General features: G+C 68.7%; 9 protein-coding genes. 5 read left to right on the forward strand and 4 right to left on the reverse strand.

Annotated elements, in window-relative coordinates; genetic code table 11:
- The first annotated feature begins 6 nt into the window (after positions 1 to 6).
- Positions 7 to 2,478: an ATP-binding protein gene (locus tag D3869_RS18400; protein ID WP_137141344.1), complete on the forward strand. Its 2,472-nt coding sequence runs from the start codon at positions 7 to 9 to the stop codon at positions 2,476 to 2,478.
- Between the two features lie 26 nt (positions 2,479 to 2,504).
- Here the strand turns inward: D3869_RS18400 and D3869_RS18405 are convergent, their stop codons facing one another.
- Complete coding sequence (locus D3869_RS18405; protein ID WP_014197577.1) at positions 2,505 to 2,837, reverse strand: DUF1491 family protein; 333 nt, start codon at positions 2,835 to 2,837, stop codon at positions 2,505 to 2,507.
- A 66-nt stretch (positions 2,838 to 2,903) separates the two neighbouring features.
- Here D3869_RS18405 and D3869_RS18410 point away from each other — a divergent pair, with 66 nt between their 5' ends.
- Positions 2,904 to 4,358, forward strand: coding sequence for a tetratricopeptide repeat protein (locus D3869_RS18410; RefSeq protein ID WP_137141345.1), 1,455 nt, complete (start codon positions 2,904 to 2,906; stop codon positions 4,356 to 4,358).
- Here the strand turns inward: D3869_RS18410 and D3869_RS18415 are convergent.
- Positions 4,331 to 4,561: a hypothetical protein gene (locus tag D3869_RS18415; protein WP_247895926.1), complete on the reverse strand. Its 231-nt coding sequence runs from the start codon at positions 4,559 to 4,561 to the stop codon at positions 4,331 to 4,333. The genes D3869_RS18410 and D3869_RS18415 overlap by 28 nt on opposite strands.
- Positions 4,562 to 4,887: 326 nt before the next feature.
- Here D3869_RS18415 and D3869_RS18420 point away from each other — a divergent pair, with 326 nt between their 5' ends.
- The 3 genes from D3869_RS18420 to D3869_RS18430 all read left to right on the forward strand — a co-directional run bounded on the left by D3869_RS18420 (position 4,888) and on the right by D3869_RS18430 (position 11,884).
- The gene (locus D3869_RS18420; RefSeq protein ID WP_137141347.1) at positions 4,888 to 8,322 is read left to right on the forward strand and encodes a flagellar hook-basal body complex protein; all 3,435 of its coding nucleotides are present in this window, start codon (positions 4,888 to 4,890) and stop codon (positions 8,320 to 8,322) included.
- 92 nt (positions 8,323 to 8,414) lie between these two features.
- Positions 8,415 to 9,821 carry a flagellar hook-associated protein FlgK gene (flgK, locus tag D3869_RS18425; protein WP_137141348.1) on the forward strand — a complete coding sequence of 469 codons (1,407 nt, stop codon included), beginning with the start codon at positions 8,415 to 8,417 and terminating at the stop codon, positions 9,819 to 9,821.
- Positions 9,818 to 11,884 (forward strand): hypothetical protein, encoded by a 2,067-nt coding sequence (locus D3869_RS18430; protein ID WP_137141349.1) that lies wholly within the window; start codon positions 9,818 to 9,820, stop codon positions 11,882 to 11,884. The genes flgK and D3869_RS18430 overlap by 4 nt, the downstream gene beginning before the upstream one ends.
- Before the next feature lie 106 nt (positions 11,885 to 11,990).
- Here the strand turns inward: D3869_RS18430 and D3869_RS18435 are convergent, their stop codons facing one another.
- Together D3869_RS18435 and D3869_RS18440 are read right to left on the reverse strand one after the other, a co-directional pair.
- The gene (locus D3869_RS18435; RefSeq protein WP_137141350.1) at positions 11,991 to 12,482 is read right to left on the reverse strand and encodes a flagellar biosynthesis regulator FlaF; all 492 of its coding nucleotides are present in this window, start codon (positions 12,480 to 12,482) and stop codon (positions 11,991 to 11,993) included.
- 92 nt (positions 12,483 to 12,574) lie between these two features.
- Positions 12,575 to 13,573, reverse strand: a complete 999-nt coding sequence (locus tag D3869_RS18440; protein ID WP_137141351.1) for a glycosyltransferase family 9 protein — start codon at positions 13,571 to 13,573, stop codon at positions 12,575 to 12,577.
- Between the last annotated feature and the right edge of the window lie 14 nt (positions 13,574 to 13,587).

Genomic DNA, 13,587 nt, shown 5'->3' on the forward strand with positions numbered 1-13,587 from the left:
CGCGGAATGGACGCGACCGTCACGCCCCCCTCCACCGACCGCAGCGACGCTGCCACGCCCCTGCCCCGGCGGCGACGGGCGCGCGCCGGCATCGTGCTGCGCATCTCCATCGGCCTGACCATCATGACCATGCTGGTCCTTCTGGTCGGCGTCGTGTCGCTGTCCTCCTTCCAGCTGTTCCGGGGGGAGGTGTCGGTCCTCTCCACCACCACCCTGCCGAAGGTCATCACCAGCGCCGAACTGCGCGGCTCGCTCCAGAAACTGGTCGCCCGCCTGCCCGTCCTGGCCGGGTCGGCCACCACCCCGCAGCGCCGGTCCATCTACGACGAGCTCATCAGCGAGCTGGAGTTCCTGAGCAAGCTGGTCGAGCGCATGCGGGATCTCCACCAGCAAGGGGAGCCGGCGGGCGACGGCGACGAGCTGCGGCTTCTGGAACAGGCCCAATCCACGCTGCTGATCCTGGCGGCGACGGTGGCCGACCTGAACGCGGAGGTCGACCGGCAGATCGAGGCCGGCGCCCGTCAGGCGGAGGCGATCCGCGCGCTGGCCCAGCTCGCCGACGCGCTGGAGCGGCTGCCGGGGGCGGAGCCCGGAACCGGCGCGGCCGCGGCGGCGCCCGGCGGCGGTGGGATGCTGGGCGCCTGGGCGGTGCGGGCGGGTGCGTTGATGGCGCGGGCCGCCGGGGCGATGCAGACCGACCATCTGAACCGCCTGCGGGTGGAGCGGCGCAACGCGGAGCACACGCTGGCCGAGCTGGGCCGGCTGGCCGCCGCCACGCCCGAGCCGGAGGGGGCCGCGATGGAGCGCATCCGCGCCGACCTCGCCACGATCCTGGTGGCGCCGGGCGGGCTGTTCGACAGCTCCGCCGAGCGGCTGCAGGCGCGCAACCGCGCCCAGGCGCTGTCCGGCCAGTCGCGCGTCCTGGTGGAGACGGTGGACCGCTTCACCCTGGCCCTGTTCGACGCCATCCACGACCAGTCCACCGACCGCACCGGCGATCTGGCGGCGATGATCCAGGAGCGCTCGCGCATGGTGATGGTGCTGGGCGGCGCCTCCATCCTGCTGGCCATCCTGGTCCATCTCTTCTTCCGGCGCTTCCTCACCTCGCGGCTGGTCGCGCTGAACGGCGCGGTTCTGGCCCGCCTGTCGGGGAGCGACGCGACGGTGCCGGTGGAGGGCAACGACGAGATCACCGACATCGCCGCCTCCGTCCGCTACTTCATCGACGAGATCGACCGGCGCCAGATGGATCTGGCCGACAACGAGCGACGCTTCCGCGACCTGGTCGAGGGCTCCATCCAGGGCATCATCATCCACCGCGATTTCCGCCCGCTCTACGCTAACGACGCCTTCCTGCAGATTCTTGGCAGCAGCCTGGACCGCGCGCTGCGGGTGCGCTCGGTGCTCGACTTCATCGCGGAGGACAGCCGTCCGCTGGTCGAGGACAACTACCGCCACATCGTCGCCACCGGCCTGCCCAGCGAGCGGCGGCGCCTGCGCGCCCGCCGGCTGGACGGGTCGGAGCGCTGGATCGAGCTGACCAGCCGCCGCATCGACTGGAAGGGGGAGACCGCCGTCCAGTCCATTGTCGTGGACGTGACCCGCGAAGTCGAGGCTGAGGCGGCGCTGCGCCGGTCCCGCGACGCGGCGGAGCAGGCGCTGCGCGAGCTGAAGGAGACCCAGGCCAGCCTGATCCAGGCGGAGAAGATGGCCTCGCTCGGCCAGCTCGTCGCCGGGGTCGCGCACGAGGTCAACACGCCCATCGGCATCACCATCACCGGCGCCTCGCAGCTCGCCGTGCAGTTCGAGGAGCTGACCCGCCAGATCGCCGCCGGGGCCATCAAGAAGTCGGAGTTCCAGCGCTTCCTGGCCGACGGCGGGGAGATGGCCCGGCTGATCCTGTCCAACAGCATGCGCGCCGCCGATCTGGTGCAGAGCTTCAAGATGGTCGCGGTGGACCAGTCGAGCGACGAGCGCCGCCGGTTCGAGCTGAAGACCTACATCGGCGAACTGCTGCGCAGCCTGCGCCCGACCTACAAGGACGTGGCCGGCCTGGACATCGGCGTGGACAGCCCCGACGATCTGGAGCTGGACGGCTATCCCGGCGCGCTGTCGCAGATCCTGACAAACCTCGTCCTCAACGCGCTGACCCACGCCTTCACGCCGCACCATCGGGGCCGGCTGACCATCGCCGCCCGCCTGCTGCCGCAGGATCAGGTGGAACTGACGGTGGCCGACAACGGGCTGGGCATCCCGTCGGACATCCTGCCGAAGATCTTCGATCCCTTCTTCACCACCCGCCGCGGCAGCGGGGGCAGCGGGCTGGGGCTGCACATCGTCTACAACCTCGTCACCGGCACGCTGCGTGGCACCATCACCGTGCAGAGCATCCCCGGCGAAGGCACCCGCTTCACCCTGCGATTCCCGCGCGTCACGCCGACGGCGGGGGCAAGCGTAGGGAAGGCGGAACTGGTGTGATCAGGCGGCGCTCTGGAAAGGGGAGGTCAACGCACCTCGCCCTCGAACCAGTGGCGGCCCTTGCGGTCCTCCACCTCGATCACCCAGACATCAGGGTCGTAGCGGGTCTGGCGGGCGATGTAGGCGTCGGCGGTGGCCTCGTCCACCGGCTCGGCGCCGGTGCCGCGCGACCAGCGCAGCCGCTCCTCATCGCGCACCTGGACCAGCACGCTGAAGGTCCGGTCCAGCCGGTTCAGCTTCAGGATGACCGTGCCGCGGCTGGGGTCCCCCTTGCGCAGAACCATCATGGTGACGCCCTCGGCATCGGCGGCGCGGATATGCGCCATCACCCAGAGGTGAGTCGGCAGACGGTCGTCCATGGAAATCCTCGCTCCGGGAAGGGTCGGGGGCTCGCCTTCGGCAAAGTCCCGGTGTAGACAACGGGCATGGCGACACTCCTGGACGTTCTCGACGCCGCCGTCAACCACCACATGGCCGGGCGCCTCGCCGAGGCGGCGCAGGATTATCGCGTCGTGCTGGCGGTGGAGCCGGCGCAGCCCGACGCCCTTCATCTGCTTGGCGTGGCAGAGGCCCAGCGCGGCGCCCATGGTGGGGCGGCGGCGCTGATCTCCCGCTCCTTGCGGCTTCGCCCCGACGCGGCGTCGCCCTGGGCCAACCTCGGCGGCGCCCTGCGCGCGCTCGGCGCGGCGGAGCGGGCCGACACCGCGCTGGCCCGCGCCCTGGCCCTCGATCCGGCCCTGGCCGATGCCCTGACGAATTTGGGTTCGGTGCGCCACGCGCTGGCCGACCAATCCGCCGCGCTGGTGTGGCTGGAACGCGCGGAGCGGCTGCGGCCCGGCCATCCGGACACCGCGCTCAACCGCGGCGTCGTGCTGCGCGACGCGCGACGCTTCGCGGAGTCCGACGCCTGCCTGGACGCACTGCTGGCCGCGCGGCCTGACCACGCCGAGGCGCATCTGGCGCGCGCCGTCGGCCGGCTGGTCCGAGGCGACCTGCGCGCCGGATGGGACGAGTTCGAGTGGCGCCCGCGCCGCCTGCCCGCCCCGCCCTGGGCCGGGGAGCCGCTGGACGGCCGGCGCATCCTGCTGCACGCCGAGCAGGGATTCGGCGACACCATCCAGTTCGCCCGCTACGCCCCGCTGGTGGCGCGCGCCGGGGGGCGGGTGATCCTGGACGTGCACCCGCTGCAATTCCGTCTGCTGCGCTCGCTGGGACCGGAGATCGAGGTGCTGGTGCGCGGCCCCGCCCCGGCGCCGCACGACCTCCACTGCCCGCTGATGAGCCTGCCGCGCGCCTTCGGCACCGACTTGGCAAGCGTCCCCGCCCCTCCCGCCTACCTCGCCGCCGAGGCGGACGAGGTGGCGCGCTGGGGACGCAGGATCGCCGAAGTTGATGCGGGGACGGGGTCCGGACCACGCGTCGGCCTCGTCTGGGCGGGCAACCCCAATCACCGCAACGACCGCAACCGCTCCATCCCCGTCGAGCGGCTGGCCCCGCTGCTCGACACGCCGGGGCCCCGTCTGTTCAGCCTGCAGACCGGCGACGCCAAGGCGGCCCGGCCCGACGCCCTGCCCGACCTGACCGCGGGCATCCGCGACTTCGCCGACAGCGCGGCCATCCTGGCGAACCTGGACCTCGTCATCGCGGTCGACACGGCGACCATCCATCTGGCGGGCGCGCTCGGCGTGCCGGCGTGGCTGCTGCTGCCCTACGCGCCGGATTGGCGCTGGCTGCTCGACCGTACGGACAGCCCCTGGTACCCGTCGCTGCGCCTGTTCCGCCAGCCCCGCCCCGGCGACTGGGGCAGTGTCCTGCACGCCGTCGCCACGGAGCTTGAACGGTTCGCCGCCGCTCAGTTGGCGCCGCAGAAGCAGTCGTAGGGATCGCTCCCGCTCCAGGCCGGGCGGGTGGATGAGAAAGAGCTTGCGACAGGCGGCGCCGGCATCTCCGCCGCCAGCAGAGTGGCGTTGAAGGCGGCCACATCGAAGGGCTGCGGGTCCGGACGATCGAAGCGGAGCGGCGCGTTGCCGAGCGCGTGCCCCAGCAGGGCGGCCCCCAGCAAGGGTATCAGAAGTTGCTCCACACGGTCCAAGCCGCCCTCCCCCGGCGGCCCCACCGCCGGCCTGTTTCCCGTTTTCCTTTCCCCTTCTACCGCAGCCCCCACCCGGCCACGCCCTGTCCTTAGGTCATACCGATCGGATGGGCCGATGGGAGGGGAGCTTTCTTCCCTCCCCCGCACAGGCTGCTAGGCCAATTTTTCCCAGCGCGCGGCAAAAAGGGGGCCGGCGCGGTCGCCTCGGAGGCTTATTCATACAAATCAGCGCGTTAGGGAAGACCCCGAAGTTGGCATCGTCCTTGCTTACCCGAATGGCAACGATTTATGCCCTTTCCGCGTGGAGATCCCTGGCCATGAGCATCTTCGGTTCGATGACCACCGCCGTCCTCGGCCTGAGCGCGCAGTCGAAGGCCCTCGGTCACATCTCTGACAACATCGCCAACGCCTCGACGGTCGGCTACAAGCGGGTCAACACGGCGTTCGAGACGCTGGTGCTGCAATCCAACGAGCGGTTGCACGCGCCGGGCGGCGTGACGGCGGCGCCGGTCTTCATGAACAACATCCAGGGCAACCTGACCCAGGTGCAGAGCCCGACCAACGCCGCCATCCAGGGCCAGGGCTTCTTCAGCGTGTCCAAGCTCAGCCGCGGCCTGACCGGCCCCGGCCAGCAGGGCGAGACGGTGCAGACCCAGACCGGCACGCTGAACGCCGACAACGTCTATTACACCCGCGTCGGCGACTTCGAGCTGGACAAGAACCGCTATCTGGTGAACAGCGCCGGCTTCGCGCTGAACGGCTGGATCGTCGACGACGTGACCGGCCAGTTGAAGAAGGACGTGGTGCAGCCGCTCCAGGTCAACACCCTGACCGACAAGCCGCAGTCGACCAACAGCATCACGCTGGGCGCCAACCTGCCGGCCACCCCGACGCCGGGCGTGCCGATCCCGTCCTCCAGCATCCAGGTCTACGACACCCAGGGCAACGCCCGGACCATCCAGTTCAACTGGCGCCAGGACGCCGCCAACGCGTGGCGCCTGGGCATCGAGGCGCCGGGAAGCTCGACGCAGCCGGTCGCCGGCTCCTTCACCGGCGGCGCCGCCTCCATGGCGGCGGGCAGCCAAGTGTCCGGCGTGACCCCGGTGGCCCAGGTCAGCCAAGTGCTGGTCAACGGCACGACGTCCGTCCCGTCCTCGTCGGTCACGATCAGCGGGCGCACCAACTACTATCCGGACGGCACGTCGCAGGACAACATCCGGATCGGTGACACCTACACACTGAACATCAACGGCAGCGCTCCTATCACGGTCGCGGTGACCGCCGCGAACATCGCGAACTTCTCGAGCTTCACGGACGTTGCGAACGCGCTGGCCAGCGCCGTCAACGCGATGGTGCCGGCTCCCTATACCGCCGAGATCGACGGCAGCGATCCACGCAAGATCCTGGTGAAGAAGCTGGACGGTTCTCCGGTCGAGATCAGCGGCAGCTTCTCCAACGCGGCGCCGCAGCTCAGCACGGTGAGCGGTCCCTCGACCAACCTGACCGGCTCGGTCAGTGGCGACCAGCGCAGCACCTTCACCTTCTCCACCGCCGCCATCGATGTGGGCGACGAGTTCCGCATCACCGTGGCGGGCAAGGAGTTCAAGACGCGCGTCACCTCGGCCAACATCGGCACGCTGGGCGACATCAACGGCGTGGTCGCCGATCTGGCAAGCCAGATCAACGGCGCCGTACCGCCGTTGGGCATCAACGCCCTGATCGGCACAGCCACCGTACCCGCGGGGTCCGCCAACCAGCTCGTGCTGGACGGCACGCTCGCGACGCAGACCTTCACGGCCACTTACGGCGTGACCAACGCCGACAGCCGAAAGAACAACATCACAGCCTCTACCCCGGTGGACTACACGGCGGCCACGGTGACGCCCATCCAGGTCCCTAATCCACCCGCACCCGCACCCGCCACGGTTGAAATTACGCAGATTTCCTTCCCAACGGCGGCAAGCCTGAAGGTGCCGGACCAATACATCGTCAACGTGCTGGGCACCGAGTTCAAGACGACAGTCTCCTACTCGAACATCAACACGCTGAACGACATGAAAGGCGTCGTCAACGACCTGATGACGCAGATCAACAACGCCGGCCTTGCGGTGGGCGCCACGGTCAACGCCGCAGGTGACCTGGTGCTGACCGGCACGACGGCCGGCACAGCGCTGGGCGTCAGCGGCAATAAGCTGGACATCACCGGCACCGACAACGTGCGGGTGGGCGACAGTTACACCGTTCGGGTGGACGGCGTGCCCTACGCGGTCTCGGTCACCGCCGACAACATCCTGACCATGGGAACCTACGGCGGCATCGCCAACGCGCTGGCGGCCCAGATCAACTCGGCCCGGCCGCAGGCGCCGGTCATCGCGTCGGTGGTGAACTCGCAGCTCCAGGTCACCGCCCGCAACCCCGGCACGCCCTTCAAGATCGATCAGGAATACAGCTCGGGCTCGGCCTCCAACAACCAAGTGAACGGCCCGACGATCAGTGCGCCGACGGACTCCCGCGGCCAGCGCCAGGAATTCTCCTACCCGCAGACGCAGATCGACATCGGCGACGTCTATTCGGTTTCGGTCGACGGAACGCCCATTTCGGTGAAGGTGGACAAGTCCAACTACGGCAACCTCCAGGACATCAACGGTGTCCTGCAGGAACTGGCCAACCGCGTCAACGCCGCCAACCTGAACGTCGTCGCCACCTCGACCGGCGGCCGGCTGACCCTCACCCACAACACCTCGACGACCGGCAAATTTGAGGCGAAGGCCAGCATCCAGAACGCCACCGGCAGTTCCGGCACGCTGACCGCCTCCACCACCACCTCCAACGTGGCGGGGGTGCGGCAGTCGGAATCGGTGACGCTGACCGGCACGCCGGGCGACAAGGACGCCGAGTATACGGTCATCGTCAATGGTTCGCCCATCACCTACAAGACGACCGGAGAGGAGACCTCGATGGAGACCATCGCGGCCAGCCTCGCCAATCTGGTGAACAAGAACACCTCCCTGCCGGTGACGGCCAGCGCCGAGGGCAGCGTGCTGAAGCTCGTCGCCAAGTCGGCGAGCGGCACCGCCGGCGATCAGTTCATTCTGGAAACCGCCGCCCAGGCCGGCACCACCCCGGCGCACGTCCTGCTGAACTTCGGCACCGATCCCGGCAACGTCGGCACCATCACCAGCGTCAGCACGGCCAAGGTCGGCACCGGCACGGCGGTGACCTCCGCCAACCAGGGGCTGGGGGCGGACGCCAACGTGACCTTCACGGTGGATTACGGCTTCGGCCCGCAGCAGATCACGCTGAACCTCGGCCAGATCGGCAAGTCGGGCGGCGTCACCCAGTTCGCCGGCAGCGAGATCAACGTGCGCGAGCTGGTGCAGGACGGCGCCTCGCGCGGCCAGTACAAGGAGGTGGTCTACGGCGACAACGGCGACGTGATCGTGAACTACGACAACGGCCGCAGCCGCGTCATCGGGCGCATCCCGGTGGTCACCTTCAACAACCCCAACGCCCTGCAGCGCGAGGCGGGCGGCGTCTACATCGAGACGGACGACGGCGGCCGGCCGAACTTCAACGACCCCGACACCAACGGGGCCGGTGCGGTGGTCGCGAACAGCGTGGAGTCCTCCAACGTGGACATCGCGGACGAGTTCACCAAGCTGATCGTCACCCAGCGCACCTATTCCGCCAACACGAAGATCGTCACGACCTCCGACGAGATGCTCCAGGAAGTCCTCGGGCTGAAGCGCTAAGCGCGGTCCTGAATCAACGGGCGGCCGCGTGATCCGCGGCCCGCCCGGTCAACAGCAGACCGCTTTCCCCGTAGACGAAAGGTCCAACGGCCATGTCCCTCTTTGGCGCCCTCGGCAGCGCGACGGCCGGCCTCCGTGCGGTCCAGGCCCAGGTGAAGCTGGTCTCGGACAACGTCGCCCGCGCCGACGACCCCACCCGCACCCGTCACACCGTGACGAACGTGCTGGATTCCAACGGGTTCGTCCTCACCTCCCAGTACCGCCGCGAGGTCGATTCCGCCCTGCTCAGCCAGGTGCAGGACCTGACCGCGCGCGAGGGCTTCTCGGCCGCCAAATCGTCCTACATGCAGAAGCTGGGCGACCTGCTGCGCACGACCAGCGGCAAGCCGCAATTGAACGAATACGCCGAGGCCTTCCAGACCGCCTGGAAGGCGGTGGAGACCTCCCCGGAAAGCGAGGTCGCGCAGTACCAGCTCATCCAGGCCGCCGACACCTTCGCGCGCGAGATCAATCGCGTGTCCCAGGGCGTGGAGGACATGGACCGCGAGATCCAGGGCGACCTCAGCCAGTCGGTCGGCGAGGTCAACCGGCTGCTGAAGGAAATCAACAGCATCAACAACAACATCGTGTCGCTGCAGGGCTACGGCTCGGCCGGCAACGAGGTGGCCGACAAGCGCGACGGGCTGATCCGCGAGCTGAGCACCTATGTCGGCGTGCGCACGATGACCCGTCCGGACGGCCGCGTCGCCGTCTTCACCCCCACGGGGCTGGCGCTGGTCGACAGCCAGGCGGCAAATCTTTCCTACGAGGGCGGCAATATCAACCTGACGGTGGGCAATCAAGTCACCAACGTCAACCAGCACCTGAAGGAAGGCAAGGTCGCCGCGCTGATGAACCTGCGCGCCGACGGCTCGACCTCCACCCCGCCGCAGCCGGCCAGCGCCGACCCGACCACCGAGGTGATTCGCAAGCTGCGCTCGCAGCTCGACGCCTACGCGCAGATGTTCACCGGCTCCACCAAGCCCGGCGAGCCCACCAGCTTCCGCGACGCCTACGACCAGGCGAAGACGGTGCCGGGCGAGGAAGGCACGCAGTTCTTCATGGGCAACGACCGCTTCACCATCCACGTGAACGAAAACCTGCTGAACAACACGAAAAAGCTGAAGAGCGCGGCCGTCAAGGACGTGGTGACGGCGCTCAGCGCGACGGGCCGCAGCTTCCAGGCCGACGGGCTGAAGCTGGAGGGCGCGTCCTTCAGCTCCATCACCAGCAACATCACCGGCGGCTGGATGTCCGCGGCCAAGACCGCGCTGGACAAGAGTTCGATGGACAAGGACTCCCGCCAGATCCTGGAGGAGCGCTACCACGCGACGACCGGCGTCAACATCGACGAGGAAATCGCGAATCTGCAGCAGCTCCAGACCTCATACGCCGCGTCGGCACGGGTCATGCAAGTGGCCAACACGATGTTTGACGCGCTGGAGGCGATCGTCCGATGAGCTCCGTCACTCAAGTCAGCAGCTACGCCAAGTATCTTGGCCTGGTTCGCAACCTGACCAACGGCCAGAACAAGGTGGACACGCTCTCCGAGCAGTTGACCACCGGCAAGAAGTCCACCGACCTGAACGCCTACGGGGCCGAGACGCAGAAGCTGCTCGCCCTGCGCGCCGAACTGACCCAGCGCGAATCCTATATCCAGAACATCAACACCGCGTCGCCGCGCGTCAAGGCGACCGACACGGTGCTGAACAGCCTGGAGAAGCTGGCCACGGACTGGCAGAGCAGCAACCTGATGCCGTTCGAGCCGGGACCGGCCAGCGTCACCTCCCCCTTCAACAGCAATCCCGATGCGCTGAAGCTGACGGTCAACAGCGACAAGTCGACCTTCACCCAGAACGCCCGCTACACCGTGACCTCCATCCCCTCGAAGGATGGCGTCAACGGGTCGTTCGACGTGACGGTGACCGACGGGCTGGGCGGCAAGACCACCCGCACCATCAATCTGAAGACCGTGCCCCCCAGCGACGGCGGCGGCTACAACTTCAAGATCGATGGCGGCCCCGGCGAGGGCGCGGTGCTGAACCTCAGCTTCGACCAGCTCACCGCGGCGTCGAGCAGCACCTTCAACGTGAGCTGGCCGCAGGCCAACGACATGCGCGACCGGGTCGAGGGCGCGCTGCGCGACATCCAGCAGCTTCTGAACGAGCAGTTCGGCGACCGCTACCTGTTCGCCGGCTCGCGCTACGGCACCGAGCCGGTCGGCGACCTGCTGGCCCAGCCGCAATCCACCCGCGTGACGCTGAACGGGTCGATGGTCAACGCCGACGATTACTTCGAGGTGTCGATCGACGGCAAGCCCTTCGGCTATCAGGTCCAGCCGGGCGATCCGAAGACCGTCACCTTCGTCGCCAACACGCTCAACAGCCTGATCCAGTCGGCCAACCCGAAGCTGCCGATCATCGCCTCCGCCGCCAACGGCGTCATCTCGCTGATCAGCGAGGACCCGAGCCAGAAGTTCGACGTGCAGGCGCGCGTCCAGAACTCGATGAGCATCGACAACTCGATGACGGCGCCGACCACCACCCAGGCGGCCACCCTGCCGGCGCCCGCCGGCACCGGGCTGAAGCAGATCGACAGCTTCGCGCTGACCGGCGACGGCGTGGACATCGGCGACACCTACGAAATCAACGTCGTGGTCGGCGACCCGGACGACCCCTTCAACCGGAAATACTATTCCGAACATCCGGACGAGCCGGAGGACCTGCCGCCCTACCAGCAATACACGGTCCGCTACACCGTCACGGAGAAGGACTACAACAACGGCGTCACCGACGTGTCGAAGGTGGCCGACATGCTGCGCGCCGAGTTCTCCAAGACCAGCCCGGTGCCGCCGGTGACCATCGACCCCGCCGGCAACGGATCGACCATCCAGTTGACCAGCAACAGCACGATGGACCCCAACCATCCGTCGCGCGTGCAGCAGTTCACCACCTCGGTGCGGGCGGTCAACGGCCAGATCGACAACACCATCTCGGTCGCCACCCTGCCGTCGCAGGCCGACGCCCTGACCGACCTGCCCTATGTGGACCCGCCGGACCTGCCCTTCTACGATTCGGAATACATGTCGAACCGGAAGAACAGCAAGGCGTGGGACAAGGCCGCGGTCACCATCGACGACGGCCAGAATCTGACCTACGGCGTCACGAGCGACGACCGCGCCTTCCAGAAGCTGGTCGCCGCCTTCCGCATGGCCCACGTCGCCGCGTCCAACCCCGGCAAGTACGAAGAGTACATCACCAAGTCGCGGGAGCTGATGGCCCAGGCGAAGGACGAGGTGCGCTCGGTCCATTCCAAGGTGGCGTCCGACCTCGCGACGCTGGAGGAGAAGAAGACCGCCCACACCACCGCGTCGGCCACGGTGGTCGAGCGCATCGCCGGCATCGAAGGCATCGACGAGACCGAGGTGGCGGCCCGCCTGCGCACCTCCATGAACGCGCTGGAGGCCGCCTACACGGTCGCCGGCCAGCGCCAGAAGCTGTCGCTGCTGAACTACATCGCCTGAGAGCGCAACGGCCCCCTCCCCTGCGAAGCCGGGGAGGGAACGGCCGCCAAATAAAAAACCGGCGCCCCGAAGGGCGCCGGTTTTTGCGTTTGCCTGCGGGCGGATCTCAGATCGAGATCCGCAGCGACTGGCGCGGCGGCTGGCTGTCCGGCGCGGAAACCTGCGGGGCCATCGCCGGAGCGGGCACCGCGGGCCGCGCCGCCGCCTGCGGAGCCGGAGCGGGCTGGCCCTGGGCGACCGTGTCGGGGCGGGCGGTCAGGCCGCTGGCCACCGACCGGTTGATGCTGATGAGGGTGTCCAGCTTCGACACGTCGAGATCGATCAGACGAGCCATCGTCTCACGGTCGACCAGCAGCGACAGGGCGGCGATGTTGGTGCGGACCTCCGGCGGATGGCCGCAATCGTCCTCGGTCATCGCGGCCTGGAAGATCGTCCACAGGCGCTGGTTCAATTGCAGGGCGGCGCGGAGCGTCTCTTCGTTCACGGGGCTGCGCCCGGCATCGAGCAGGCGCCGCGACGCCTCCGCCAAAGCCCAGGCCTCGACATCACGGGGATTGTCGGAGGTCGGCTTGTTCGCGTATGTCGGTGTCGGCTTCATTCCAAACCCTCGGGACAGGCCGCCGGACAGAGCAATGCTGTATCAGGTCCGGACCAGAAGGATTGTCAGCGATCCTTCAATCCTTGTCAACTTTAGGGACCTGTTCCCGGTGATTTGCAAGGATTTGTCACGACTTCGCGCCATTCCTGAGTTGCCGGCCCGAACAGTTCCTCCGCCGCCTGCTCGACCGCATCCACGGAAATGCCGTCCATCAGGCCGGTGGCCTGCGGGTCGGCCTTCTGGCGGGCCAGGAGTTCGGACCGCGGAACCCGGCTGATCACGGTGCGCGCCGCCACGCCCCAAGGGCCATAGGTTTCCGGGAAGCCCGGCCCGAACAGCCCGACGGTCGGCGTGCCGGCGGCCGCCGCGATGTGCATCAGCCCGGAATCGTTGCCGATGTAAAGCGCCGCCCGGCGCACGCAGGCCGCCGCGGCCATCGGATCGGTGCGCCCGGTCAGGTCGATGGCCCGGCTGCCCAGCGCCTCCAGGACCGGTCGGGCGCGCTCGCGCTCCGGCCCGGCGGCGAGAACGGCGACGAGCCGGCCGGACAGCCGCCCACCGGGACCGGTCAACCGCTCGGCAAGCGCCGCGAAGCGGTCCGCCGGCCATTCCTTTCCGGTCCAGTTCGCGGTCGGGCCGATCGCCAGGAACGGCTCCGCGCCGCCCGGCAGCAGCCGGTCGGCCTCCGCCTCGGCCGCCGCGTCGATCCACAGGCGCGGGGACGGGGGCGGCGACAGGCCCAACACCCGCCCGATCTCCTCCACCTTGTGAAGATGCGGGGCGCGGGCGTGGAAGAACCGGCGCTTCGCCAGGACCAGACGCCCGACCGCGGAGTTGCGCAGATCGACCACCAGGTCCCAGCGCGTGCCGACGCAGGCCCGCCACAGGTCGATCCAATGCCGCGCCCAGGCCCGCTTCGGCATGGGGATCAGCCGCTCCAGCCCCGGCACGGAGCGGAACAGCGGCGCCGGCAAGGGCCCGCAGGCGATGGTCAGCGCGGCGTCCGGATGCCGTTCCGTCAGATGGGCCAGCAGCCCGGTGGACAGGACCCCGTCGCCCAGACGGTTCGAGGTGATGAACAGGATGCGCAAGACCCGGCCCGCCT

Origin of the sequence: Azospirillum brasilense (assembly GCF_005222205.1) — a bacterium.
GTDB classification, from domain to species: Bacteria; Pseudomonadota; Alphaproteobacteria; order Azospirillales; family Azospirillaceae; genus Azospirillum; species Azospirillum brasilense_G.